This window comes from Variovorax sp. YR750, assembly GCF_900109805.1.
GTDB classification, from domain to species: Bacteria; Pseudomonadota; Gammaproteobacteria; order Burkholderiales; family Burkholderiaceae_C; genus Variovorax; species Variovorax gossypii.
Genome location: NZ_FOBJ01000024.1, coordinates 1 through 25,201, shown reverse-complemented (window position 1 = coordinate 25,201; position 25,201 = coordinate 1). Strand labels below are relative to the sequence as shown.

The 25,201-nt window shown below is 63.9% G+C and carries 28 protein-coding genes and 3 pseudogenes; 17 read left to right on the top strand and 14 right to left on the bottom strand.

The window, feature by feature from the left end:
* Positions 1-512: 512 nt before the first annotated feature.
* From BMY35_RS34760 to BMY35_RS34745, 4 genes are all read right to left on the bottom strand, one after another.
* Positions 513-1,214, bottom strand: a complete 702-nt coding sequence (locus BMY35_RS34760; protein WP_176947684.1) for a helix-turn-helix transcriptional regulator — start codon at positions 1,212-1,214, stop codon at positions 513-515.
* 1 nt (position 1,215) lies between these two features.
* The gene (locus BMY35_RS34755) at positions 1,216-2,148 is read right to left on the bottom strand and encodes an NAD(P)-dependent alcohol dehydrogenase (protein ID WP_093209328.1); all 933 of its coding nucleotides are present in this window, start codon (positions 2,146-2,148) and stop codon (positions 1,216-1,218) included.
* A gap of 15 nt (positions 2,149-2,163) precedes the next feature.
* Positions 2,164-2,535 carry a nuclear transport factor 2 family protein gene (locus BMY35_RS34750; protein ID WP_093209327.1) on the bottom strand — a complete coding sequence of 124 codons (372 nt, stop codon included), beginning with the start codon at positions 2,533-2,535 and terminating at the stop codon, positions 2,164-2,166.
* Between the two features lie 149 nt (positions 2,536-2,684).
* Complete coding sequence (locus BMY35_RS34745) at positions 2,685-3,479, bottom strand: TetR/AcrR family transcriptional regulator (RefSeq protein WP_176947683.1); 795 nt, start codon at positions 3,477-3,479, stop codon at positions 2,685-2,687.
* A gap of 284 nt (positions 3,480-3,763) precedes the next feature.
* Between BMY35_RS34745 and BMY35_RS34740 the strand changes: the two genes are divergently transcribed.
* The 5 genes from BMY35_RS34740 (at position 3,764) to BMY35_RS39175 (ending at position 7,231) form a co-directional block, all read left to right on the top strand.
* Complete coding sequence (locus BMY35_RS34740; protein ID WP_176947682.1) at positions 3,764-4,729, top strand: Bug family tripartite tricarboxylate transporter substrate binding protein; 966 nt, start codon at positions 3,764-3,766, stop codon at positions 4,727-4,729.
* 50 nt (positions 4,730-4,779) lie between these two features.
* Entirely contained in the window at positions 4,780-5,547 is a 768-nt protein-coding gene (locus tag BMY35_RS34735; RefSeq protein ID WP_093209319.1) for a cyclase family protein, read from the top strand.
* Positions 5,548-5,580: 33 nt separating this feature from the next.
* Complete coding sequence (locus tag BMY35_RS34730; protein ID WP_093209317.1) at positions 5,581-6,018, top strand: lipocalin-like domain-containing protein; 438 nt, start codon at positions 5,581-5,583, stop codon at positions 6,016-6,018.
* 27 nt (positions 6,019-6,045) lie between these two features.
* Positions 6,046-6,984 (top strand): 3,5-dioxohexanoate:acetyl-CoA acetone transferase, encoded by a 939-nt coding sequence (locus BMY35_RS34725; RefSeq protein WP_093209313.1) that lies wholly within the window; start codon positions 6,046-6,048, stop codon positions 6,982-6,984.
* A 148-nt stretch (positions 6,985-7,132) separates the two neighbouring features.
* A complete protein-coding gene (locus BMY35_RS39175; protein WP_126472319.1) occupies positions 7,133-7,231 on the top strand; it encodes a transposase domain-containing protein in 99 nt (32 codons plus the stop codon).
* On the opposite strand, the gene BMY35_RS34720 is transcribed toward BMY35_RS39175, so the two are convergent.
* Positions 7,188-7,901 (bottom strand): alpha/beta fold hydrolase, encoded by a 714-nt coding sequence (locus BMY35_RS34720; protein ID WP_176947681.1) that lies wholly within the window; start codon positions 7,899-7,901, stop codon positions 7,188-7,190. The genes BMY35_RS39175 and BMY35_RS34720 overlap by 44 nt on opposite strands.
* Positions 7,902-7,960: 59 nt before the next feature.
* Complete coding sequence (tnpB, locus tag BMY35_RS39170) at positions 7,961-8,167, bottom strand: IS66 family insertion sequence element accessory protein TnpB (RefSeq protein ID WP_218153037.1); 207 nt, start codon at positions 8,165-8,167, stop codon at positions 7,961-7,963.
* Positions 8,168-8,541: 374 nt separating this feature from the next.
* On the opposite strand from tnpB, the gene BMY35_RS34705 reads away from it, so the two are divergent.
* From BMY35_RS34705 to BMY35_RS38965, 6 genes and pseudogenes are all read left to right on the top strand, one after another.
* On the top strand, positions 8,542-8,757 hold the full coding sequence (locus BMY35_RS34705) for a type 2 periplasmic-binding domain-containing protein (RefSeq protein ID WP_093209308.1): 216 nt from the start codon (positions 8,542-8,544) through the stop codon (positions 8,755-8,757).
* 68 nt (positions 8,758-8,825) lie between these two features.
* Positions 8,826-9,821: a Bug family tripartite tricarboxylate transporter substrate binding protein gene (locus BMY35_RS34700; protein ID WP_093209305.1), complete on the top strand. Its 996-nt coding sequence runs from the start codon at positions 8,826-8,828 to the stop codon at positions 9,819-9,821.
* 134 nt (positions 9,822-9,955) lie between these two features.
* Positions 9,956-10,840: a TauD/TfdA dioxygenase family protein gene (locus BMY35_RS34695; protein ID WP_176947680.1), complete on the top strand. Its 885-nt coding sequence runs from the start codon at positions 9,956-9,958 to the stop codon at positions 10,838-10,840.
* Between the two features lie 213 nt (positions 10,841-11,053).
* Positions 11,054-11,224: pseudogene (locus tag BMY35_RS39165) on the top strand (IS3 family transposase); the annotation flags it as partial.
* Positions 11,225-11,410: 186 nt separating this feature from the next.
* Positions 11,411-12,100: an alpha/beta hydrolase family protein gene (locus BMY35_RS38065; RefSeq protein ID WP_143080802.1), complete on the top strand. Its 690-nt coding sequence runs from the start codon at positions 11,411-11,413 to the stop codon at positions 12,098-12,100.
* A 25-nt stretch (positions 12,101-12,125) separates the two neighbouring features.
* Positions 12,126-12,326: a hypothetical protein gene (locus tag BMY35_RS38965; protein ID WP_256230459.1), complete on the top strand. Its 201-nt coding sequence runs from the start codon at positions 12,126-12,128 to the stop codon at positions 12,324-12,326.
* Between the two features lie 93 nt (positions 12,327-12,419).
* On the opposite strand, the pseudogene BMY35_RS39160 reads toward BMY35_RS38965, so the two are convergent.
* A pseudogene (locus tag BMY35_RS39160) lies at positions 12,420-12,560 on the bottom strand (transposase); the annotation flags it as partial.
* A gap of 75 nt (positions 12,561-12,635) precedes the next feature.
* Between BMY35_RS39160 and BMY35_RS34685 the strand changes: the two are divergent.
* Positions 12,636-12,875: pseudogene (locus BMY35_RS34685) on the top strand (IS3 family transposase); the annotation flags it as partial.
* Positions 12,876-12,906: 31 nt separating this feature from the next.
* Here the strand turns inward: BMY35_RS34685 and BMY35_RS34680 are convergent.
* From BMY35_RS34680 to BMY35_RS34660, 5 genes are all read right to left on the bottom strand, one after another.
* On the bottom strand, positions 12,907-14,220 hold the full coding sequence (locus BMY35_RS34680; protein WP_093209297.1) for a CitMHS family transporter: 1,314 nt from the start codon (positions 14,218-14,220) through the stop codon (positions 12,907-12,909).
* A gap of 176 nt (positions 14,221-14,396) precedes the next feature.
* Positions 14,397-17,168 (bottom strand): aconitate hydratase AcnA, encoded by a 2,772-nt coding sequence (acnA, locus tag BMY35_RS34675; protein ID WP_093209295.1) that lies wholly within the window; start codon positions 17,166-17,168, stop codon positions 14,397-14,399.
* Positions 17,169-17,214: 46 nt separating this feature from the next.
* Positions 17,215-18,177, bottom strand: coding sequence for a Bug family tripartite tricarboxylate transporter substrate binding protein (locus tag BMY35_RS34670; protein ID WP_093209292.1), 963 nt, complete (start codon positions 18,175-18,177; stop codon positions 17,215-17,217).
* A 233-nt stretch (positions 18,178-18,410) separates the two neighbouring features.
* Positions 18,411-19,331: a GntR family transcriptional regulator gene (locus tag BMY35_RS34665; RefSeq protein ID WP_240652204.1), complete on the bottom strand. Its 921-nt coding sequence runs from the start codon at positions 19,329-19,331 to the stop codon at positions 18,411-18,413.
* Between the two features lie 33 nt (positions 19,332-19,364).
* Positions 19,365-20,351, bottom strand: a complete 987-nt coding sequence (locus BMY35_RS34660) for a Bug family tripartite tricarboxylate transporter substrate binding protein (RefSeq protein ID WP_093209287.1) — start codon at positions 20,349-20,351, stop codon at positions 19,365-19,367.
* Positions 20,352-20,446: 95 nt separating this feature from the next.
* Between BMY35_RS34660 and BMY35_RS34655 the strand changes: the two genes are divergently transcribed.
* The 3 genes from BMY35_RS34655 (at position 20,447) to BMY35_RS34645 (ending at position 23,545) form a co-directional block, all read left to right on the top strand.
* Complete coding sequence (locus BMY35_RS34655; RefSeq protein ID WP_093209285.1) at positions 20,447-21,541, top strand: lactonase family protein; 1,095 nt, start codon at positions 20,447-20,449, stop codon at positions 21,539-21,541.
* A complete protein-coding gene (gene prpF, locus BMY35_RS34650; protein WP_093209282.1) occupies positions 21,538-22,728 on the top strand; it encodes a 2-methylaconitate cis-trans isomerase PrpF in 1,191 nt (396 codons plus the stop codon). The genes BMY35_RS34655 and prpF overlap by 4 nt, the downstream gene beginning before the upstream one ends.
* Positions 22,729-22,807: 79 nt before the next feature.
* Positions 22,808-23,545: an ABC transporter substrate-binding protein gene (locus BMY35_RS34645; protein WP_093209280.1), complete on the top strand. Its 738-nt coding sequence runs from the start codon at positions 22,808-22,810 to the stop codon at positions 23,543-23,545.
* A gap of 292 nt (positions 23,546-23,837) precedes the next feature.
* Here BMY35_RS34645 and BMY35_RS34635 read toward each other — a convergent pair whose 3' ends face one another.
* On the bottom strand, positions 23,838-24,005 hold the full coding sequence (locus BMY35_RS34635; protein ID WP_338067643.1) for a hypothetical protein: 168 nt from the start codon (positions 24,003-24,005) through the stop codon (positions 23,838-23,840).
* 421 nt (positions 24,006-24,426) lie between these two features.
* On the opposite strand from BMY35_RS34635, the gene BMY35_RS34630 reads away from it, so the two are divergent.
* Together BMY35_RS34630 and BMY35_RS34625 are read left to right on the top strand one after the other, a co-directional pair.
* On the top strand, positions 24,427-24,639 hold the full coding sequence (locus tag BMY35_RS34630) for a hypothetical protein (RefSeq protein ID WP_093209272.1): 213 nt from the start codon (positions 24,427-24,429) through the stop codon (positions 24,637-24,639).
* A gap of 15 nt (positions 24,640-24,654) precedes the next feature.
* Positions 24,655-24,849, top strand: coding sequence for a hypothetical protein (locus BMY35_RS34625; protein WP_093209269.1), 195 nt, complete (start codon positions 24,655-24,657; stop codon positions 24,847-24,849).
* 79 nt (positions 24,850-24,928) lie between these two features.
* Here BMY35_RS34625 and BMY35_RS34620 read toward each other — a convergent pair.
* Positions 24,929-25,201: transglutaminase-like domain-containing protein (locus tag BMY35_RS34620; RefSeq protein WP_143080699.1), on the bottom strand; the 273-nt coding region annotated here is incomplete at its 5' end.

Sequence of the window (25,201 nt, the reverse complement as noted above, 5' to 3'; positions counted from 1 at the left end):
TCGCATATGGGTACCGAGGTCCACGAAGGGCCTCGCCCCAATCTCGGACTCGACGATCCAAGTAGCCTCGCACTCCTCGCAAACGAACAGCCCAGCGCCATTGCATCTGATTGCCGTTGCGGCAATCTCGCCTTGTTCACATCTTGGGCAAACCATCGGGGGTAGTTGTGGGGCAGATGAGCCGTTCAATGTTCGCTACCCACGCGACGTTCCGCGCCAAGTCAGCGTGCACAGAAGTCGAACCGATTTGCCAAAGGCACGCGATCAGAGTCTTGCTTATCAGGTCACCTTCGCCAGCTGCTCAGCGTCGCACATCAGCCCTGTTTCGAGATGTCGTCCGTCGAATTTCGAGCGGACGAGCGGCGCTACAGTCCACTTGCTCATCCCTCGGACTGCTAGTCCTATGTCGGTGAAGAATGTTTTTCGCCCACTCTGCTATTTCCTGGTTGGGGCTGGTGGCGTACCTGCGATGCGGCAGGGTTCTACCAGCCCACCAGATGAGCAAGCGCCGCCTAAACGCCATCACGGCGACTGCGTTCACGTTCGACCTGCGCGCGCCATTCCTTGACCATCTGGCGGCGATTTCCGGCATAGCGCTCCTGCAGGAATTCGACCTTTGTGATTCGGTCGCCGCGGAACAGGCGGAAATCCTGGCGCAGTTCGCACCATCCCGCGATGAACCGTCGCGACTCGACAAAGCCCAGCATGATCGGCCAGATGACCCGCTGCGAAGCTGCACCAGCCTGATCGGTGTAGCCGATGCGCATCTTGCACTGGTCGCGCATCGCCTGACGGATCCTTGCCAGGTCGAGACCCGACGTGTCTTCTCTCTTCCGGGCGATGTAGAGCGCGTCGTCATCCAGCATCCTTCGCATGTCGGAGGGAAGCACACCACCAATCTTGGCGAGCGCATTCTGAGCGGCAAAGGCGAGCGCATCGTCCGTCTGGCGGCTGACCCACTGTGCGCCCGCGACCAGTGCCTGGAGCTCCTCCTCGGTGAATGACAGCGGGGGCAGAAGGAATCCCGGCCTCAGGATGTAGCCGACGCCCGGGGCACCGTCGATGTCCGCTCCGAGCGACTGCAGCGTGGCGATGTCTCTTCGTATCGTGCGCAGCGACACGCCTGACTCGCTGGCAAGCACTTCGCCGGACACCGTTCCACGGTGTCGGCGCAGCACCTGCATGAGGTCGAACAACCGCTGGCTGCGGGACATGTCAATCCATCACAACGAGGCCTTTGCCGGCCAGCTTGTGCCCTTGTTGGAGCTCGGTGACAAGGCGGATGGCTTCGCTCAGCGGCACGGTCTTGGCAACCGGGAGCCGCAGTTTTCCTTCTGCGGCAGCACGCGCCAGGCCATCGAGGATGTCCGCTCTCGCCTTGCAGATGATCGGCTTCAGCCTGCGATCGAACATGGAGCGCATGAACTTGCCCAGCGTCGGATTGATGTCCAGGAACACACCTGCCTCACGAAGCATCCCGAGGCCGACGGCGCTCGTCATCGTGGCCGCGGTATCGTAAACAACGTCGAAGCGCTCGCTGATAGTTGCCAAGTCGGTTGCTCGATAGTCGTAGACGCTCGTGACACCCAGTGCATGGGCACGTGGCATCGCTTGAGCGCTGCAACTGCCCGAGACCCTGGCCCCTGTCATCCGTGCAAGCTGAACGGCTGTTTCTCCAACCGCCCCGGTGCAGCCGTTGATGAACACATGCGCCTCGGGCTTCAACCTGGCCTTGTCGAAGAGACCATTCCAGGCGGTGACGCCAGGAGTGCCGAGACAAGCTGCATCCTCGAAGGAAACGCCGTCAGGCTTCTTCGCCAGGAAATTCGCATCCGTGAGCACGGCGTGGCCGCACGCACCGCTTTCCTTGAGTCTCGCAAGGCCGAACACGGCATCTCCAGGCTTGAAGCGAGTGACGCCCGGGCCGACGGCCATCACCGTGCCGGAGAAGTCAGACCCCAACGCGCGCGGGAAGGACTTTCCCGTGACCATCTTGAGATCGCCATTGCGCACTTTCCAGTCGATGGGATTGAGGGCCGCAAACCTGACCCTGACTGCCACGTCGCTCTGGCCAGGGGATTCCAGGTCGAACTCCGCCAGGCGCATCACCTCGGGGCCGCCATACCTGTCGTATTGAACTCGCTTCATTGCAGGACCGTCCGCTCAATGAGGCTGAACCGTTTGCATGAAGGCGGCGAAGGGCGTGGCGTCGTAGATCACATCGGTCGATGTAAGCTTGCCGTCCTTGATCTTGACGAGCTCCGCCACGAGCGAGCGCGGCACCGGGTGCGTCTCGGCGAGGTAAACCACGACGGCCTGTTCATCGTCGCCGTAGACGGCGAGAACGGTCAGGTTCGTGAGCATCCTGGCAAAACCTTCCTGGAAGGCGCGGAAGCGCTCGATGCCGGCGGTCTGACCGATGGGCGAGGTACAGACGACATCCTCGGCCGAGATGGAGACGATGGTCTCGACGTCCTTGTTCGCGAGCGCCTTGGCGTAAACCTGGACGATCTCGAGTGCCTTGCTGGTATTCATGGTGCTTTCCTTCGGTTGAGTTGGGGAAAGCTCAATGTAAGAAGGCATAGTGACAGATTTTGTCACCATCCTTCCCGTGGCGGTCTCTGAATGAAGGTGCCGTGAAGGACGCCAGGCGGGATGCCCGTGGCAGCAGTCCAGGCAGGTCGTCAGCGCTTGCGTGAAGGCTTGTCTGAAGCGATGGTCAATCCAGGCGCGCGCATGGCGGCGGCGAGAAAGGGCACGATCTGGCGCAATGACTCGGCAATGTTCTTTCCGCTGCACAGCCCGTCGGAGATCACGTCGACGCGCCCGGTGTCCGCCAGGGCGTACTGGTAGCTGCCGAGCATGAACATGAAGCGCCAGGAAACGTCCTCTCGTGATAGGTCGGCAAGGCTGCGTGCGAAAGCGGCCACGAACCGGCGCGACGACACGTCGTAGAGGCGCTGGCGCAGTTCGTTGGCGAACGGCGTGCCGTCGAGCTGCAGGTGCGCCTGCATGCGCAGGAACGCACGGCCGCTGTCACCGCTCATCGCCAGCTTGAATGCGGGTGCCAGGAAGCTCTCGATGAGGCGCTCCAGCGGGACGGGCGCTCCCTTGGCCGCGGCCTCCTCTGCGTCGAGCAGTCGCATGCGCTCTTCGACCATCGGGGTGCCACGGTGCAGGTAGGTCTCCTGGAACAAGGCCTCCTTGCTGCGGAAGAAGTAATGAATCATCCCTTGGTTGACCCCGGCGCTTTCGGCAATGTTGCGCAGCGAACTGCCTGTGAAGCCGTGTTCCGCGAACAGGCCTTCGGCCGCGCGCAGGATGTTTTCCCGCGCGTCGCTCTTGCGCCGCCGATGCGGCGACGACTCCGCGGCCTCCGTGGTGGCCGCCGCGTTGTCGAGATGAATGCTCTTTCCCATGGCTTTGCTACTTTTGCGGTCCGCCCGAGGCCGGTCAGCCTCCCGAGGGCGATGGATCATGTTCCTGCTCCGTGCAGGCCGTTCCATTATTAGTTATTCGAAAGACTAACAAACAAGCGGCCCAGCTCCCGCACCGATTCGGAGGGGAGGTCATGGCCCACCCGATCCCGCCCTTCGTGAACGGCCGAGCACTCGGCGCCGCAAAGGCCCCGCGCCCCGTGTTCCACGGCTGCTCTGTCAGTGCCCACCCTGGCCTCGTCCCCGTCGCTAGGGTTTGCCCTATTTTTACTTAGTCGGTCGAATAACTAATATTCAGGCCAAGTCGTCACCCGAAGGAAATGAAGATGTTGAAACCGGCACTGCAGTGCATCCTGTGGACCCTTGCCCTGGCAGCACTGCCGGCTGCGGCGCAATACCCGCAGAGGCCGATCCGCCTGGTGGTGCCCTATGCGCCGGGCGGGGGCACCGACAACATCGCCCGTTTGCTGGCCGAGAAACTCGGGACCCGCCTGGGCCAGCCCGTCATCGTTGACAACAAGGGCGGGGCGAACGGCACCATCGGCGCCGACGCCGTTGCCAAGTCACAGCCCGATGGCTACAGCCTTCTCCTGGCGGGGCTGGGGCCGCTGGCGGTCAATCAGAGCCTCTTTCAGAAGATGCCCTACGAGCCGGTCAAGGCCTTCGCGCCCATCGCCAAGGTGTCGTCGGCCGCCCTGGTGCTCGTGACCGGGCCCGAGATGGCGAACGAAGGGCTCAAGGACTTGGTGGCGAGCGCGAAAAGCAAGCCCGGCCAGATCAACATGGCCAATGCCGGGGAGGGCTCCCCGCAGCACATCTGTGCAGGCCTGTTCGCGCGCTCCGCGGGCATCGCGCTGAACCACATCCCCTACAAGGGCGCTGCGCCCGCCATCACCGACCTGCTCGGCGGCAGCGTCCAGGCCTTGTGCGACAACGTCGGCACCGTCCGGCCGTTCATCCAGTCCGGCAAGGTCAAGGCTCTGGCGGTATCGACACGCCAGAGGGCCGAGGCCCTGCCCAACGTGCCCACCTTCGAGGAGCAGGGCTTCACCGGCATCGACTTCTCCCTGTGGTTCATGCTGGTGGCTCCCGCGGGAACGCCCACCGAGGTGGTGAACCGTCTGAACACCGAGGTCAATGCGGTTCTCAAGCAACCGGAGATGGTCCAGCGGCTGCGCGAGAACGGCAGCGAGCCGACCGGCGGTTCCGTTGCCTCGGCAATCCAGTTCCTCGCCCATGAAAACCAGGCGTGGCCCGAACTGGTGCGCGCGATCGGCCTGCGCAAGCAGTAGCGCCTGGCGAATCGATGGCGCCCCACCCGACACTTCACAGCACGACCGCAATGCAGCTCATCGACCTGTCCGTCGCCATCCAGAATGGCCTGTCCGTGGACCGTCCGGGCAACGGCCCGCAGATCCGGTACCAGAACCACCAGGAAACCTTTGCCGCGCTGGCCAAGCCGTTCGCCGGCCTGCGCCCGCAGGACTTGCCCGACGGTGAAGCGTGGGCCGTCGAGCGCATCGACTTGTCGACGCACAACGGCACCCACATGGATGCGCCATGGCACTACGCCTCGACGATGAACGGTGGCGAGCGGGCCGCGACCATCGACGAAGTGGCGCTGGAGTGGTGCTATCGGCCGGGGGTCCGGCTCGACTTCCGGCACCTGCCGGACGGTCACGTGGTGCGTGCCGACGAGATCGAGGCGGAGCTCGCGCGCATCGGCCACGTGCTGCAGCCCCTGGACATCGTGCTCGTCAACACGGCGGCGGGCGCACGCTACGGGCAGGACGACTACCTGGACACCGGCTGCGGCATGGGCCGCGAGGCCACGCTGTTCCTCACCGAGCGCGGCGTACGGGTCGTCGGAACCGACGCCTGGTCCTGGGACGCCCCTTTCAGTCACACCGCGCGGCGCTACCGCGAAACCGGGGATGCGTCCCTCATCTGGGAGGGCCACAAGGCGGGCCGGGAGATCGGCTACTTCCAGATGGAGAAGGTGACCAACCTGCACCTGCTGCCCCCCACGGGTTTCCAGGTGATCTGCTTCCCCGTGAAGATCCACGCCGCTTCCGCGGGGTGGGTCCGGGCCGTGGCCGTGCTGCCCTGAACACTTTCCCACAACCCTGGAGTTTTCTTTTCCATGAACGCGGATGCTCTGATCGGAACCTGGTTCCTGCGCGAGGCCTATGCCGTCGGTCCTCGCGGCGAACGCCTGCATGACGTCTACGGCGCGCGGCCAGCTGGCGTCATTCACTACGGCGGCGACGCGCGGATGATGGCGCTCATCACCCATGAGGGGCGCGCACAGCTCGACGGCGACCGGCAGGCGGCGCCGCAATCGCAGCGCGCGGAAGCCTACAGGTCCTCCATCGCGTACGCAGGGGGGTTCGACGTGGAGGGCGGCTGGGTCCGGCACGCGGTGGACATGTCCACCTATCCGAACTGGGTCGGGACCGTGCTGCGTCGCGCCCTGAGCTTCGAGCAGGACGCCGCCGTCCTGACGACCGCGCCGCAGATGCAGGACGGCATCGAGACCGTCATCAAGCTGGTCTGGCAGCGCCAGCCGGTCGAACACTGAACCTCATCGCAAAGACAGCCCAGCACCATGTCCAAACCGTCGCGCAAGACCATCATCACCTGTGCCATCACCGGCGCCATCCACACGCCGACCATGTCCGACGCATTGCCGTACCGCCCCGAGGACATCGCACGCCAGGCGATCGACGCGGCCGAGGCCGGCGCAGCGGTGCTGCACCTGCACGCACGCCATCCGCTCAACGGGGCCGTCTCGATCGACCCGGAGCACTTCCTCGGATTCCTGCCGACGATCAAGGCGTCGACCAACGCGGTGATCAACCTGTCGACCGGCGGCAGCCTGCGCAACACCGTGGCGCAGCGCATCGCGCCGGCGAAGCGCTTCTCGCCCGAGATGTGCTCGCTGAACATGGGCAGCATGAATTTCTCGATGCATCCGCTGGCACGGCGCTACAAGGACTGGAAGTTCGACTGGGAAGAACCGTACCTGCGCGAATCGGACAGCTACATCTTCAGCAACACCTTTCGCGACATCGGCATGGTGGCCGAGGAGCTGGGACATGATCACCGCGTCAAGTTCGAACACGAGTGCTACGACGTCGGGCACCTGTACAACCTCAAGTTCTGCGTGGACTCGGGGATGTTCAAGGCGCCGATCTTCATCCAGTTCGTGCTCGGCATCCTGGGCGGCATCGGCGCGGACCTCGAGAACCTGGTCTTCATGAAGCGCACGGCCGACAAGCTCTTCGGGGATGCGTACCAGTGGTCGGTGCTCGGTGCGGGGGGTGGCCAGATTCCCCTGGCCACGGCCGCCGCGACGATGGGTGGGCACGTGCGCGTCGGACTCGAGGACTCGCTGTTGATTTCGCGCGGGCAGCTCGCCGAATCGAACGCGCAGCAGGTACGCAAGGTCCGCCAGCTGTTGGAGAGCCTCGGGCACGAGATCGCAACGCCGGACGAGGCGCGTGCGCTGCTGGGGCTGAAGGGACCCGAGCACGTCGCTTTCTGAATCGCCACGGACTTTTTTGAGAACGACGTCTTCATCGTGCGAGCTTCACGATCGACTGTCAGGCGATGCTCGCAGGCTTCGGTGCTGAGCAACTGATCGCCAAAGGAGGGGACTGGCGCCATGGTCCGCGACAAGACCGTCGTGATCGATCCGCTCGGCAAGACCCGATGGTCACGATCCTTACGCCTATCTGAAGGACGTGCTCACGCGCCTGACATGGCTGGCTGTGGCTCGACAGTGCGCATGAACTCCCGAATGGCTTGGGCCGCCGCTACAGGTGCTGCTTGCAGTAGGCAATGCGGCCCCTCGATCTCTCTGACCTGCGTTGAGGGTTGAAGGTGCTTGATGAGGTTGCCTGCTTGCTTCGGTATCAGTCGATCTTCGCTGGCGCGCAGATAGAGGATCGGGGCTGTCACTCTTGCCAGGTCTGCCGAGACATCTATGGAAAGGACGGCCTTGAGCCGAGCGCGGAACGCGGCTCCTGAGACCATGGCGAGTGCTGCGCCCAATGCGCGTCGGAGGTCCGGCGTCGCGCGCCGCCCCAGCAGAGCCGCACAGGCGAAGGTTAAGGGCAACTGCTTGATCGGTGCCAACGCTGCCACGAAGCCAAACAGCGCCAGAAAGGGGTGCGGGTTTCGCACGAATGTGCAGCAAAGCACAACACCTTTGATTCGGTTCGGATGCTTCGCGGCGAGCGAGATGGCGATGGGTCCGGAAAATGACTCGCCTAGCAAGATGATCGACTCATCCGCCGGGAGAGCCGCTTCAGCGACGTTCTGAAGGGCGCCATATCCGTTTGGCGCCGCGGGCGGGTAGGCCACCACTTTGAATGACGCGGCACCAGACAACGCATTGACTAGCGGATCGAACAGAGTGCCTGTGCCATCCATGCCCGGGAGAAGAACCAACGTGGTCATAGTCGGACAGTATCGACGGTCATGTAGGTATCAACCTGCAGACGCCTCTCCATTGGCAGTCAGGGGCCCAGCGCGAAGCCCACACGTGGGACAGCAGGTCGTCGATGTCGCTGGATCGCTGCGTTGGCAACCGCTGCACAGTCGCCGCCGGGCCAGGTGAAGCGGCCTTGGTGCAGCCGGCGTGCGGCGAGCCAGATGCCGATGCCGTCGTGCACCAGCACCTTCAGACGAGTCGACCGCTTGTTGGCGAAGACGGGCGCGCGCAAAGGCCGCCAGCGCGCGACCGTAGTCCTGAATGCGGCGTGGCACCGCTTCGGCGGCCTCGATCGTACCCATACGATTCTCGTATGTCCGCCCCAGTCAAACGGTATTGGACGAGGTCCTCACGCCAGTTCGATGATTGTTCCATGACAAGCCATTCGGGTGCGGGTGCGACTCGCCTCCATGAACTTTCCGTGGTTGAGCCTCGCTCGCTGATCGCGGCACGCGAGCATGTTCAAGACCACCGGCGTGCCTATGGTTGCGGTGGCCTGCAAGGGCTGTGCGCCACTGGCCTCCGATGTCATGGCCGGCCACATCCCGCTGGGCACGGACGTTCCCGGGCCGCGAACTCAAGCTGCGCCGCGGTGGACGGATCCGCATGCTTGGCGTCATTGGCATGCCCCGCGAGCTGCTCAAGAAGCCAGGGACGGCTTTGCTGGTCGCCACGCAGGGCCAGAGCGTGCAGGCGAGGTGGGATCAGATCGGACTCGAGCCCGCGGCCGTGCCTGGCGCAACGATGACCCGCATGATGGGAGAGGAACGCAGCTACGCGGCCCCCATCGTCAAGGCCACCGGCTTCACGGTCTCGAAATGAGCGCAGACGCACGCGATCCGTGCACGTGATTCGGGCGCAATCGCTTTGAGCAACGAAGGAGACAACGGATGAAATTTCGATTCCTGTCCTTGTGGACTGCTGTGTCGATGGGCCTGCTCTCTGTCGGCATGTCCGGCCGGGCGGAGGCGCAGACTCAGGCGAGCGACGCTTCTCAGCGTTCGGCGCGGATCGTTGTCGGCTATCCACCGGGTCAATCCGTCGATACGGTGGGGCGATACCTGGCATCCGCCCTGAGCAGGAGGCTGGAGCGCAATTTCTTTGTCGAGAATATTCCGGGTCAGAGCGGAAGCATCGCGCTGGGCAACGTTGCCAGGTCGACCGGCGACCTGAACACCCTGACTTTCTCCGCATCTTCGGCGCTGGTGATCAATCCGATCCTCTTCAAGGCCGTGAGATACAACACACTGAAGAACTTCGAGCCGGTCGCGACGCTCTACGATACCCCGCTGCTGCTGCTCGTCAATTCCAAGCTGCCGATCGATTCGGTTGAGTCGCTGGTCAGCTATGCGAACAGTCATCCAGGGGAGATCAGTTTTTCGTCACCGGGCGTCGGAAGCGTTTCGCATCTCGCCATGACGGAGTTCATTCGGCGTACCAAGCTGAAGTTCGTGCACGTCCCCTATCAGGGGGCTGCGCCATCCCTGACGGCCCTTGCCGCAGGCCAGGTTCAGGTGACCTTCGAAGGAGTGGCTGCCGCGACACCGCTCTTGCAAGGCGGCCGCATCAAGGCCTTGGCCATCAGCAGCGCGAAGCGGCTGCCCAAGTTCGAGTCGATTCCCACGATCGCCGAATCCGGTCTTCCGGGATTCGATGTCGTGCCATGGGTCGGCCTGCTGGCGCCCAGCGGTGTCGCGCCGGACAAGATCGCAGAGATCTGGAACGCAGTGCAGGCCGTCCTGCAAACCGACGAGTACACGGCCTTGATCGAGCAGGTTGGAGGCAGACAAGCGGTTCGATCACCCTCGGAGTTCCGCAACTTCCTCGAGACGGAGGTTCCGCGCTGGCAGGAGTTCATCAAGGTTTCGGGAGTAACTGCGGAATAAGAGAAGACTGCGCGAACCGAGCCCAAGATTCCGCTCGTTGAACTGCATCAATAGATTGAAAGGAGACACAAATGTCATTGAACATTGCAGATGAGATGGCTTCACGGTGGACAGCTGTCGAATCGAGTTTGGCCATGAAGCACGCTCTCGAAGGATTGCCTTCGGGATGGAAGACCCGTCGATTGGCCCCGTCGCTCGGGTTGGAGTTGCAGGATCTGTTTGTGCCGGATCTCGATGACGACGGCATTGCCAGGATTCGCGCACTGCTGCTGGCCTTCCGGGTGCTGGTCATCCGGCGTCAGCCTGTTTCCGCCGCGCAGCATGTGGCGTTCGCCCGAAAGTTCGGTGATCTTGAGACGCAGAATCCGCTGCTGGCCGCCAACGCGGAATTCCCCGAGCTTGTTCAACTCAAGGCTTCCAAGGAAAAAAAGGGCGCCGAGAACCTTTTTCACTCGGACACCGCGTTCTACGAGAAACCCTCGATGGGTTCTATTCTTCGTTGCATCAAGTGCCCGGAAGTTGGAGGAGACACCATCTTCTGCAACATGGTCCAGGCATACGCCGGGTTGCCGGAGGAGGTCAAGCGCAAGATCGACAGCATGGTGGCAGTCAACGACATCAATGTCGCATTGTTCAAAAAGATGGATCCGAACGAACGAGCCGCATATCGGGATCGACATCGTTCCGTGGAACATCCGGTGGTCATCACCCATCCTGAAACCGGGGAGTTGATCCTGTACGTGAACGAAATCCACACCACGCACATCGCCAACTACCGGGCAGTTCTGGGCTCGGATTGGGGCATGGATACACCGACCCAGATTCGCGAGCTGTTCGACCTGCTCGTGCGTCAGGCCAAGATCCCGGAATACCAGGTGCGTGTGCACTGGGAGCCGGACACCATCGTCTTCTGGGACAACCGGGCAGTCCAGCACTACGCGGTGTCCGACTACTACCCCTCGGAGCGCCACATGATGCGCGCAACCATCATTGGCGATGTTCCGAAGCGGGTTCGATAGCCCTCAGAAAATTCGCCGAGATCGAAGGGAGGATCGAACCCTTGCGAGGTGTGCCGCGCATGTTGACTCGCGCTGAAAACTGGGCCACGGGGGGCGGACAAAAACTTGGGCTGCCAGGAGGTCGTTCATGTATTCCCACGCGGGCCGTGAACCGAAGTATTCGCAGGCGCAGAAGGTGGCGGCTGTCGAGTATCACCTTTGCCCACGCTCGATGAGCGGGACCTCTTGAACAAGGCCAATGAACTGTTGAAAAAGGCCTGGGCGTCGATCTGCAGCTCCTGACCAACCCGGAGACACTGCTGATTGGCGCCCTGAGAGAGCGCGACGGCCTGCCAGATCTCCTCGCGCGGTTGGGGATTGGGTCTTGCACGTAGCTCCTTCTTCGTAAGCGAACAGTCATTCCACCTTGACCAATTGACAGCGATGCCAACGACAGGCTAGCTCTCGCTGCCTGTCCAGACCGGCGTTCGTTGGCCCGGCAGAATGCGGGTCGAGACGGGGCAAGAACTTGATGACGATGCATCGTGCAAGACCCTGTCGATTCCACATATGACAAGGAGCTGACTTTTGATGCTGACGCAGACGCTGCAAGACGGCGGTGATTCATTCAAGGTGTCGGTGCAGGAAGCAGCCACTGGTGCTCCTGTGGTTCTTTTCGCAGTGGGCACGGGCGGCCAGCCAGAACGTCACGCTACTCTCCTCAACGCATTGGCCGAGTCTGGCTGCATGATCGTGGCGCCGCATTTCGAGCGGCTTGCTTCGACTACCCCAAGCGAGGACGAACTGACTCTCCGCGCAAGACGTCTCTCCCTCGCACTCGACGCATTCATTGAGCCCTCGGCGAAGGTGATAGGTGTGGGGCATTCGATTGGTGCGGCCACCCTCGTCGCCATGGCGGGAGCTCAAATGTGGTTAGGACCAGGTCGACGCATTTTGATTGCATCGGACGGTCGATTGACTCGTCTAGCTCTCTTGGCTCCCCCAACTGGATTCTTCCGCGCGCCCGCAGCACTTGATGCGGTGCGAGTTCCAGTCCTGACGTGGGTAGGTTCGGCGGATAGCATCACTCCTCCGATCCAAACCGAATGGATGGCGAGTGCGATGTCCGACTCGGTTTCCGTGGACGTCCGCGTCACAGAAGGGGCAGGCCACTTTTCATTCATGGACACTCCCCCTCCACATACAACGGAGCCACTGCCCGACAAAAATGCGTTTCTCAGAGAGTATTCGCGCGAAATTTGCAAGTTCGTGATTGGCTAAAAGCAGCCGCTCGGCACCGGAGCGCATGTCCACTGGCTTCGTGCATAGCCACAGCGCGTCGATGCGGATCAACGCAGCACCTCGCGAAGCCATGCTGCGCAATCTGCAGCCGCCGAGACGGGTCACACACGCTCACGCCGATCGCGCCGCGCTTGAACTCAAGACGGATCTCCTCGGCAGCGACGGCAGCAACCGCAACGATCGCTGGCGCCGAGGGCGGTGGTAGCGGGGGCAACGACAGCGCGATGAACTGCGGTGCTGACTCGGCAACCGTCGTCGACATCGCCGATGGAGCTGGACTCGCCCCGCGTCCGCGACGCCATTGATGCACAAGGTTGTCGTTCAACTGGAATGACAGCGCAACCACCGCAACCGATGCTCCTGGCTCTGCGCAAGCGGCGAGAACTTGCGCCTTGAACTCTGCGCTGTGACGGCGCCGTTGCTTCGAATTGACGTCCATTGATGATGTCCAGCTAACTTAGATGGACAGCATGGTCTCCGGCTTGGCTTCGGTTCTCAAGGTGGGGCGCCTGGCCGCTTACCCTTCTTCTACCATCGGGCGCGTCTGGCGGTGGGCGGTAAGCACCTCTCGGTGCGCAAATCCATCACCGACATCCTTGAATCGAACCATCGCGGTTACGGCGACCGCAGGCTGCAAGCTTCGCTCACCAGGCAGGACGTGGTGATCTCCGAGAAGGTGGTGCAGCGGTTGATGAAGCAGGAGAGCCTGGTTGTTCCGAAGCCCAGGAAGCGCAGATATGCGTCATCCCTGGGGACTCGAACTCTCCATGGAACCGCAGCGCAGCCTAGAGAAGTGGCACGATGCCGAAGAGCCCGGCAGCGACGATCATGACGACGACCAGCAGCAATGCCCATCTGAGGGTGAACTTCTGGTGCGCACCGAATTCGACGCCTGCCACACCCATCAGCACATAGTTGGCGGCCACCAAGGGGCTGAGCTGATGCACCGGTTGTCCGAGCAGTGATGCGCGTGCAATGATTTCGGGCGCAATGCCGTAGCCCTTTGCCGCTTCCGCAAGGATCGGCACGACCCCGAAATAGAAAGCGTCATTGGAAAGGAAGAACGTCATCGGCGCGCTGAGCAACGCGGTGATCAGCGGCAGGTAGTGGCCGGCCGAAGCGGGAATCGCGTTGATGACGCTGTGCGCGATCGCATCGGTCATCTTGGTGCCGGAGAGGATCCCGGTGAACACGCCCGCCGCGAAGATCACGGCCACCACCGAAAGGGCGCTTGCCGAGTGCTCGGCAATGCGTTCCTTCTGGTCCTTGATCGCGGGGAAGTTGACCGAGATCGCGATGGCGAACGCACCCATGAAGAGCAAGGGCAACGGGAGCACGGCCATCGTCAGGCAGGCCATCAACACCAGGGTCAGTGCCAGATTGAAAGCCATCTTCGCTCGGCTTTGGTGAGGTGCTTGCGCGGCGTCAAGGTTCACTTCCCCGCCCAGGGCAGAGACTTCAGCGTGCACCGGCTTCCACTCGACCGTCTTCAGACGCCGGCGCTCCCTCACTCCGAGGTACCACGCCACGGCGATCGTGGCCGCGCTTGCCATGGCCATCGGCCCGATGAGTGGAACGAAGACCTGCGAGGCGTCGACGTGCAGTGCGCTCATGACGCGTGCGGTCGGACCACCCCACGGCGCGATGTTCATGATGCTGTTGCCCATCATCGTGACGCAGGGGAGGATCAGCGGGTTGATGCCCAGTCGCCGGTGCAGCGGCAGCATGGCGGTGACGCACAGCAGGTAGGTTGTGGAACCGTCGCCGTCCAGCGAAACGACCAGCGCGAGCAACGCCGAGCCGATGATGACGCGCACCGGATCACCCTTGGACATTCGCACGATGAGCCGGATCAACGGATCGAACAGGCCGACGTCGATCATCAGGCCGAAGTAGAGGATCGCGAAGAGCAGCAGCACGCCGGTGGGCGCAATGGCCTTGATGCCGTTGATCACCATGGGTCCGACATCCGCCCCGAATCCACCGATCAGGGCGAAGATGATCGGTACGACGATCAGTGCAATGAGCGCGGTGAGGCGCCCCGTCATGAGCAGCGCCATGAAGACGATGATCATGGAATACGCGAGGATGGTCAGCATGTGTGGTCTCGATATGAGGAAGGCCCGGACGGATCGGGGCGCGCCAGGCGGGACGCGTTTGTCTGCTTGACGGGCGCTCGATGGGCAGCAGTCGCCCCCGCGGCGGCTGCCTGGCCGCCGCGACGAGGGCGAACGAAGGAATGAATGGCTCGGGAGACCGGCTCCCGCCGGCTAGCTCAGGGACACCCCTGTGCCGAGCTGGGAACGTCGCTGGCAGGCATCGCATCCGGCAGTTCATGCCGCGGCTCGGCGGCATCGCCCTGGATCGGCCGGGCCGAATGGGAGACCTGTTCCTCGGGCTTTGCGCGGACGTAGTCGCGCCAGACCAGGGGCAGGATGCCGCCGTGACGCCAGTACGCCACGTCTTCCTCGGTGTCGAGCCGAATGGTCAGCGGAACTGTCGTGGTCGTGCCGTTCGCGCGATGCACGAGAGCCTCTACGCGACCGCTCACGCCAAGGTTGCCTGCCAGCGCAGGGATATCGATCAGTTCGCTGCCATCGAGTCCCAGCGAATCCGCCGTGGTGCCTGGGTCGAACTGCAGCGGCAGGACGCCCATGCCCACGAGATTGGTGCGGTGGATGCGCTCGAAGCTCTCGGCGATGACGGCCTTCACACCCAGCAAGGCCACGCCCTTGGCGGCCCAGTCGCGCGAGGAGCCGCAACCGTAGTTCTTGCCGGCGATGACGGCCAACGGAACATCGCGGCGCAGATACGCCTCGGCCGCTTCGAAGATGCGCATCTGCATGCCCTCGGGCATCAGCTTCGTCATGCCGCCCTCGATACCGGGCACGATCTGGTTGCGCAGCCGGATATTCGCGAAGGTAGCCCGGACCGCCACGTCGTGATTGCCGCGTCGCGTGGTGTAGTTGTTGAAGTCGCGCTTCTCGACGCCCTTGGCCAGCAGGAAATCCGCGGCCGGTGTGCTGAGGCTGATGGCCCCCGAGGGCGAGATGTGATCGGTGGTGACGGAGTCGCCGAGGATGACCAGAGGTCGCATCCCCTCGATGTCCTGAACGGCAGCAGGCTCGAGCGACAGGTTCTCGAAGTAGGGCGGGCGGCGCACGTAGGTGCTGGCGTCTTGCCAGGCAAAGCGCTCGCTGCGCTCGCCGCTCAGGGCGTTCCAGGCTTCGCCGCCATCGAACAGGTCGGCGTACTTCTCGCGGAAGAGCCCGGGTTCGTAGGCCCCTTCGACCGCATGGGCGATCTCGACGGCCGTCGGCCATACGTCGCGCATGTAGACCGGCTGTCCGTTGGAGCCTGTGCCGATGGGCTCTTTCGTCACGTCGACAGTCAGCGAGCCCGTCAAGGCGTAGATGACCACGAGGGCCGGCGAGCCAAGGTAGGCCGCGCGCACATTGGGGTGAATGCGACCTTCGAAGTTGCGGTTGCCGGAGAGAACGGCGGTACCCACCAGCTTGTCCCGCTCAATGGCTTCGACCAGTGCGTCGGGCAGCGGCCCCGATCCCCCGTTGCATGTGGTGCAGCCGAATCCGGCCACGTTGAAGCCGAGCGTGTCGAGCGCGTCCTGCAGCCCGGCTTTCTCGAGCACCGCCGCAGTGACGTGGCTGCCAGGCACCAGAGAGGTCTTGACCCACGGTTGCGTCTTCAACCCCAGCGCGACGGCTTTCCTCGCAACCAGGCCAGCGGCCATCATGTTCACGGGGTTGGCGGTGTTGGTGCAACTCGTGATGGCTGCGATCAGCACGGCGCCATCGCGCAGGGAGAAACTCTCGCCATCGACCGGTACGGCGCGGTTTGCATCGAGCGGCCGGCCCGCGATCTCCTGATGGTGTTGAAGAAACGCGCTGGGCACGGTGTCGAGGTCGAGCCGGTCTTCCGGATTGCGAGGGCCCGCCAGGCAAGGGCGGATGTCGTCGAGATCCAGTGTCACGACCGCGTCGAACGTCGGAGATGGGGTCGCCTCGCTGCGCCAGAGCTTCTGCGCCTTGGCGAACGCCTCGACCAGTTCGATCTGGTCCTTCTCACGGCCCGTCATCCGCAGGTAGTCCATGGTGCGTTCGTCGATCGGGAAGTACACGGCGGTCGCGCCGTATTCCGGTGCCATGTTCGCGATCATCCCGCGGTCGCCGAGCGAGAGTGCATCGAGGCCGTTGCCGAAGAACTCGACGAACTTGCCCACCACACCCATGCTGCGCATGCGTTGCGTGATGGCCAGGACCAGGTCGGTCGGCAGCACCCCTTCGCGCAGCCGGCCCCTGACCTCCATGCCGACCACCTCCGGCAGCGCCAGTGCGACCGGCTTGCCGACCATCACAGCCTCGGCTTCGATGCCGCCCACGCCCCAGCCGAGGACGCCGAGGCCGTTGATCATGGGCGTGTGGCTGTCGGTTCCCACGCAGGTGTCCGGGATCGCGAGCTCGCCCTCGGCGGTCTGCTCGGTCCACACCACCTTGCCGATGTGCTCGAGGTGGATCTGATGCATGATGCCCTTGCCTGGCGGCACGATGCGCACACCTTCGAAGCTGCTGGCGCACCAGCGCAGGAACGCAAAGCGCTCCCCATTGCGCTCGTACTCTTTCTCGAGATTGATGCGCCGCGCATCCGGCGTGGCCCAGCTGTCGACCTGCAGAGAGTGGTCGATGATCACGTCCACCGGCACCTTCGGACTGACCCGGGAGGGATCGCCGCCGGCGTCGGCCACGGCGTCTCGGATGCCGGCCATGTCCACCAGCATCACCTGGCCGAGGATGTCCTGCCCGAAGACCCGCACCGGGTAGAAGCTCAGGCCGCTGCCGAGGCGCCGCGCAAGCAGGGCATCGATCTCCGCCTGGGTGTCGGTGCCGCGGCTGGCCTGGCGCAGCAGGTTTTCCAGCAGGATGCGCAGCGAAAAAGGCAGTTCGTCGACGCCGGGAACATCGGCGATCGACACGTAGCGCACGGAACGGTTCGCCAGGGCGAGTTGCTTGATTTCGGGTTTCAGGTTCATTCGTTTTCCTTCGTGGGGCCCTGGCGGGGCAGGGGAGCAAAGAGGGTCAGATCAGACCGACATGGGTCATGACGGTGCGCAGGCGCGTGTGCTCGTCGTCGACGAACTTCGAGAACTCGTCACCGGTGATCACACTGGGCGACCAGGCGTTGGCCTTGACGGCGTCCTGCCATCCCTTGGTCCGGGTCGCTGCAAGGACGGCGTCCGTGAGTTCCTTGCGCTGGGCGGGGGTGAGGTTGGCCGCGCCGTAGACACCACGCCAGTTGCCGATCTGCATGTCGTAGCCGGCTTCCTTCAGCGTGGGGGCGTCCACGCCCGGCATGCGGGTGGGGGCGCCGACGGCGAGCACACGGAACTGGCCCGCCTCGATGTACTTCGACAGCTCCGCGTAGCCGCCCGTGATGGCTGTGATGTGGCCGCCCAGCGTTGCGGAGACGACTTCTCCGCCTCCGCCGAACGGGATGTAGTTGACCTTCGATACAGGGATGCCGGCCGCGCCGGCGAGCTCGGCCGTGCCGATGTGATCGACCGAACCCTTCGAGCCGCCACCCCACTTCACGCTGGAAGGGTTCTTCTTGAAGTCGGCCATCAGGTCGTTGAAGCTCCGGTAGGGCGAGTCCTTGCGCACGGCGATCACGTTGTATTCCGTGAAGAGCCGTGCGATCGGCGTGGCGTTGGCCAGCGAGATCTGCGGCTTGTTCTGTACGACCCCGGTCACCATGATCGCGCCCATCACGCACAGGGCGTTGACGTCCCCCTTGGAGCTGTTGACGAACTGGGCAAGGCCCAGGGTTCCGCCCGCGCCATTCTTGTTGTCGTACATCGCGCTCTTGGCCACGCCGGCCTCCTGCATGGCCTTGCCGAGGGTGCGGGCGGTCTGGTCGTAGCCGCCGCCTGGCGAGCCTGGCGCCATGAAGCGCACCGTCTCCAGTGCGAGCGCGGGCAAGGCCGCGACGAGTGCGCCGGCGAGCGTGCCGATGCGAAGCAGTTTGCGGATCGAAAGCTGCATGGATGTCTCCTTCTCGTGGGGTGAGTGGGGCCGCGATGCGTGCAATCCGATGCTGCACATTTCGCTGTATTGTATTTTCTAATCACTTTCACCAATAAAAGGCGCGGGTAAACCCTGCGCGGTGCTGTAACTTTTCTTGCTTGTCTGTCGCCGCCAGGGGCGCAGCGGCGCTCAGCCGCCCCGGGGGAGGGGCAGGCTGGAGGGCTTCCAGGATCAGGTCTGGACCGGGGGTGCTAGGAGGACGATGGGGAAAACACGCCGGTGCCGCGCAGCTTGCCGCGGCGCGCGCCGTCGAGGTGAGACCTCATGAGGCTGGCGGCCAGCACGAAGTCCTGCTTCTCGATGGCATCCAGGATCTCCAGGTGCTCGGAGGCCTGCGTGTGGCGCGCCCCGCGGCGCGAGGCCTGGCGGTACTCCACGAGACGGCGCAACTGGTTGATGCGCCGCACCGACTGGAGCACGAAGCGGTTGTTGCTCCACTCGGCCAGGGTTTCGTGGAAATGGCTGTTGGCCTCGAACAGCTCGATGGGCGTCATCGTCTGGTAGCCGCCGTCGACGATCCGCTGCTGCTCATTGCGCAGCTGCTTGAGCTCGTGGGCGACGGGCATGAACGAGGGCCCGATCAGCCCGCCCGGCTCGATGAACTGCCGGAAAAGATAGCTCTCCTCGTAGGCGTCGGGGGAGTCGATCATCGCGAGGAAGCGCCAGCCGTGGCCCATGCTCTGCTCGATCCAACCCTCTTCGGAGATGCGCGACAAGACCTTGCGCAGCGTGCTGCGGGCCACGCCGTACCGGCGCATCAACTCGGCCTCCGTCACCTCGTCCGGCAGCTCCTTGGACTGCCGGTCCTCGGCGATGCGCAGGTAGAGCGGGTCGTCGCTCGACAGCAGGCTCGCCACGGGCCCGTCCCAATGCTTGGCGTCGACACGCAGGAAATAGCCGCGGTTGGCGTCCTGCTGCAGCACCCCCAGGTGCGCCAGATGGCGCAGCGCCGATTGCACGGGGGAGCGAGACGTCCCGATGTGCTGCGCGATGTGCACCTCGGTCAGGTGGTCGCCGGTGACGCGGTTGTCGCGCCGCACGAGCGCGACGATCTCGCGCGCGACGCGCTGCTGCAGCGAGGTCAGTTCGGGGGCGGTCGCAGTGTCGTTCACCGATGGCATCCGCGTAGTCTAGGCCAGCAAGGATCAGTCGATCTTCATGCCGAACTGCTTGATCATCTTCGACCATCGCGCCCCTTCCCGGCTGATGAGGTCGCCGAATTCCTTGGGGCCCGCGCCCACCGGTTCGGTCATGCCCGCGGACAGCCGATCCGTGACGTCCTTCTCCTTCAGGGCGGCGGCCGCTGCCGCATGGAGGGTCTGAATGATCGGGTCGGGCGTTCCCCTTGGCACGGCAAGGCCCATCCAGGAAACGAACTCGTAGCCGCTGACGCCGCTTTCCGCGACAGTCGGCACGTCGGGCAATGCCTTGGCGCGCTGTTTTCCCGTGACCGCAAGCGCCTTGAGCTTGCCGCTGCGCACGTGCGGCAGCGCGGCCAATGGGAAGGCGACGGCAATGCTGATCTCCCCGCCGAGCAAGGCAATGATCGCCGGCCCCCCGCCCTTGTAGGGCACGTGCGTGATGTCGACCTTGGCCATGGACTTGAGCATCTCGCCGGCCAGGTGGTTGGCGCTTCCGTTGCCCGCGGTGCCGTAGGTATGCCTGCCCGGCTCCTTGCGCGCGAGCTCGAGGAATTCCTTCAGGTTGCCTGCCGGCACGGACGGGTGGGCCACGATGACCAGGTCGATGGACGTCAGCCAGGTCACCGGCGCGAGGCTCTCGACCTTGTACCCGGCATTCGGATAGAGCGACGGGTTCAGCGCCATGGTGCCCTGGTTCACGAATGTGAGCGTGTACCCGTCCGACGCGGCCTTGGCACCCAGCGCGGTGCCGATGTTTCCGCCTGCGCCTCCTCGGTTGTCGATGACCACCGGTTGCCCCAGAACGTCCTGCATCTTCTTCTGCAGGCTGCGGCAGACCACGTCCGCATCACCGCCCGCCGGCTGCGGAACGATCAGCGTGATGGGCTTGCTGGGGAACCTGTCCTGGGCGAAGGCCCATTTCCCGGCCACGGAAAGCGGCAGCGCCGCAGCGCTCACCTGCAGGAGGCTCCTGCGTCGAATCGGATTCATCTCGTTGTCTCCTGGTGGGGTGGGACCCCGGCAATCGGTCTGATTGTCGAATGTCTAAAGTGATCATATAATTCAATCTAAAGAACGGTCAAGACATGGAGACGAATCCGTACCCCACTCGCGAAGCCTGCGCGCTGCGTGCCTACGTGGGCTGCCGCACCACGCAGGAGCGCGCAGCGCGCGGTCAAGGCATCGAGGTCTTCGAGGTGACTCCCGAGGGGCCATGGAAGCATCTGCAGACGGTGGTCGCAGGGGACAACCCGTCGTACCTTCTGGCGGACAAGCAAGGGCGCAACCTTTACTGCGTGCACGGCGACGGCACTGCCGTGAGCAGCTTCCAGGTGGGCCTCGACGGCGCGCTGTCGCTTCGGGGCACGCACTCCACGCAGGGGCGCAACCCCGTGCATCTGGCTTTCAGTCCACAAGGGCGCTGGCTGCTGGTATCGAACTACGCGAGCGCAACGGTGGTGTCGTTGCCGGTCCTGCCGGACGGCTCGCTGGGCGCCGTTGTGCACAGCCTCGCTTTGCCCGACCGACAGGGCCCCCACAGGACGCAGCAGAAAGGCGCGCATCCTCACCAGGTGGTCTTCGATCCCTCGGGCCGATGGCTCCTGGTTCCGGACAAGGGGGGCGATGCCATCCACACGCTCGCCTTCGACGAATCCACAGGTGCCCTGCGTCTTGCCGCGTCGCTGCAGGTCCCGCCCGGCAGCGGCCCGCGGCACCTGGTGTTCGATGCCGGGGGCTGTCGTGCCTGGATCGTCTTCGAACTCACGAGCCAGATCGTCTCGGCTGCCTTCGACGCGGAGAGCGGACGCCTGACGCCGGTTCAGCGCATTCCCAGCATCCCGGAGAGTTTCGTGGGCGAGAACACGGGGTCGGGCATCGTCCTGGACGCTGCCGACGCCGCGATCTGGGTGTCGAACCGTGGCCATGGAAGCGTGGTGCGGCTGGCGATCGACGAGACGCGCCACACGCTGCATGCACCCGCGTGGTTCGACGCGCAAGGACGCGTGCCGCGCTTCATCTCGGCCATGCCCCAAGGCGCCGGCATCCTCGCCGGCACCCTGATCGCCAATGAGGACGCGGACACGATCGTCGGCATCGAGCCAGGCACTTCAACCCCTCATCGCATATTGGCGCGCGCAGGCAGTCCGGTCTGCATCGTTTTCATTCAAGGAACACCATGAGCACTTCTTCTCCCCAGATCGGCATCCGTGCCACCTACATGCGCGGCGGTACCAGCAAGGGCATCTTCTTCGCCTCGCGCGATCTTCCCGAAACCGCGCAACGCCCGGGTGCGGCCCGCGATGCGTTGATGCTGCGCGTCGCCGGCAGTCCCGACCCGTACGAGAAACAGATCGACGGCATGGGCGGTGCCACCTCCAGCACCAGCAAGGTCGTGATCGTCGGCCCGAGCACGCAAGCCGGTTGCGATGTCGACTATCTCTTCGGCGCCGTCGCCATCGGGTCCCCGGTCGTGGACTGGAGCGGCAACTGCGGCAATCTCACCTCTGCGGTCGGGCCGTTCGCGATCGCGAGCGGACTGGTTGATGCGCCTGCCGACGGCGTGGCCGTCGTTCGCATCTGGCAGGCCAACATCCAGAAGAAGATCATCGCGCATGTCCCGATGCGCAATGGCGCCGTTCAGGAGACGGGCGACTTCGAGCTCGATGGCGTGACCTTCCCGGCCGCAGAGATCAAGCTCGAATTCCTGGAGCCCGGCGCCGATGAAGATGGTGAGGGCGGAGCCATGTTTCCCACGGGGCGCATGCTGGACGCCGTCGACGTCCCCGGTGTCGGGGTCATCGAGGCGACGCTCATCAATGCAGGCAATCCGACGATCTTCGTGGACGCCTCGAGCCTGGGGCTGACGGGCGCGGAACTGCAGCCGGCCGTGAACGGCAACGCGGTGCTTCTCGCGCGCTGCGAGGCGATCCGGGTCCATGCGACCGTGGCCATGGGGTTGGCGAAGACCGCGGCGGAGGCGACCGAGAAGCGACCGCATACGCCAAAGCTCGCGTTCGTCGCGCCGCCTGCTGGCTATGTTGCATCCAGCGGCAAGGAGGTCGCGGCTGCGGACATTGACCTTTGCGCGCGGATCTTTTCGATGGGCAAACTGCACCATGCGATGACGGGGACCGGCGCTGTGGCGATCGCGGTGGCCGCTGCGATCCCCGGCACGCTCGTCGCGCGCGTCCTCGGCGAGAGGCAACGCAGGGAAGTCCGTTTCGGTCACCCCTCCGGCGCGCTGACCGTGGGGGCGGAGGCGGTGGAAGCCAATGGAACATGGACCGTCACCAAGGCGCTCATGAGCCGCAGCGCACGCCGGCTGATGGACGGGCAAGTGTTCGTGCCGGGCGACCGGTCGGCATGACCGGTCACGCGCCGAGGCGCACGGCATCGTGGCGAACGGTGACAAGTCGCGAACTTCTCCAATCCCTGGGGGCGAAGCCGTGAGCTATTCGAGACATGACGCAGAGGCGCTCGCACCCACCGGTGTGCTGCGCGCAACCATCAACCTGGGCAATCCCATCCTGGCTCGCCAGGATGCGGGCCAGCCCGCTCGGGGTGTCTCGGTGGACCTCGCGCAACTGCTCGCCAATCGGCTGGAGGTCGACCTGGAACTGATCGTGGTGGACGGCGCAGGTAAGGCGGTGTCCATCGTGGAGCGTCAGGAGGCGGACATCGGATTCTTTGCCGTCGACCCGTTGCGTGGACAGGGCATCCATTTCACGGCGCCCTACGTCTTGATCGAGGGCTGCTACCTCGTGCGAGAGGCCTCGACCATCCTGGATGGCGCGTCGGTTGACCAACCTGGCGTTCGTGTCGCTGTCGGCAAAGGCAGTGCATACGATCTGTTCCTGACCCGTGAACTCCAGCACGCGCAGATTGTTCGTGCCCCGACATCGCCGACGGTGGTCGACGTGTTTCTGGAGATGGATCTCGACGTGGCTGCAGGAGTGCGGCAGCAATTGGAATCCGACGCGAGGCGTGTACCGGGCCTGCGCCTGTTACCGGGGCGCTTCATGCTGATACAGCAAGCCATGGGCTTGCCCAAGGCGCGAGGCCAATTGGCTGCGTACCTGCTGGGCGAATTCATCGAGGAGGCCAAGGCTGCCGGGTTCGTGTCGCAAGCATTGAAACGCCATGGCATCGAGGGTGCGACGATCGCACCGGGTTGTTCGATCTAACCAGGCTTGAGACCAGGTCGAACATTGCCAATGGTCATGAAGAGGCGCTAGCTCTCGCTAGAGCCGCGAGCGTCCATCGAGGCATCCTGCCTGTCCAGGCGGGCCCTGCCCTTGCGTCGGAAGCCGTGTAGATCCGTAGCTTGAAGGTCGTTTTCACCCGAACCCGTGCGTGCCAGTTCGGTGACAGAGAGTACCCGCGAAACTCTCACCGCGGCAGACCGCTGACAGATGTCCTCCATGACGTTGAGCGCGCGGGTTGCCCACGACGCTCCTTCAATGATTGGCGAGACGCTCAGGCCAATTGGTTGTTCAGCACGAAGTGGCGGCCCTGCGCCAATGCGTAGCGCGCCGCATGCGTGGCGTTGTCGAAGCGCGGAATGAGCCGGAAGACCCGGTCATGCATGCCTCGACGGATGGAAACCGAGGCGGCGTATTGCCCGGTCTCGGTGAGTTTGGTCATTGGGGTGACGAGGTATCTGCCCACCTCGTGGGCCTGTGGAGTCTGCATGTGATGGAGCGGGCGGTTGCTTTGGGGCGCGCGCGCAAGTGTGCGTGCCAGCACTGGACTGGTCAGGCACGCGGAGTGAATCCGTGGAGGAAACGGGAACGGTCCGCAGGATGCCCTATTGAACGGACCGACGATGAAGCTCGCCGAGGAGAATGACGCTCTGCCGAGGGCGACGGGGATTGGTCAGCTTGTCGGGGAGGTGAGGCCTGTGCGGCCAGCGACTGCCGCGAGGTGTCAATCAAGGACTGAGGCAACGAGCACGCCGCAGTCGATGCGACGAGTGTAGGTGATTTCAGGAGGCGACGGTTTTCGTGTCTCGCAGGCGGCGTTCGAGTGTTAGGCTGGCCCGCATGCATTCGCATGAAGGACCGGCATGACTCAAGCGCTTCTCTCCCTCCCCCGGCAGGAAGCGCTTCGCGCCGATCTGCCCCACGTGGCTGATCTGCTGCATCGCCGGCGTGCGGGCGAAATCGATGAGGCTGTGATCGACGATCTGGTCTCATGGTCTTGGCTCGAATGGCTGGGCGGATCGCTCCAGCTGACAACCACGGGTGCAAACATCTGTCGCCAGCAGCAGCCCAAGTAGGAAGGTGTCTGCGCCATGAACCAGACGGACGTGATGCTCAAGATCGTGGAAATGGCTCGCGTTGGCGGGGCACTTCCCGCAGACGAGGCGGTATCGCTGGTCGCGGCGAAAGTCGCCCGCTTGGACATGTCGCGCGAGGGCGTTCAACAGGAAGCGACCGACCTGATGCGCCTGGGCGCGACGATCTGGTCACTGGCGGGCCCGAGGTAGATGGCGGGTGCGAGCCCGCCGCATCCGCGCTCGGAGAGCCTGGGTGAGACAGCGAAAATTCGTCGCGCACTTTTCTTGTTCACTGGATCTCGTCGCACCAGACCTTGAAGCCGTCCAACTTGTCCGGACCGAAGGTGCAGGACAACGCCACGTCGCTGGCATCCCGTCCCTGCGCAATCAGCACGCGGCCGATGCGAGGTACGTTGTTGCGCGCATCGAAGGTGTACCAACGGTCGCCCAGGAAAGCCTCGAACCAGCCTGCGAAATCCATCGGGCCGAATGGCGGCGCAGTTCCGACATCTCCCAGGTATCCGGTGCAATAACGTGCGGGAATGTTCAGGCATCGACATAA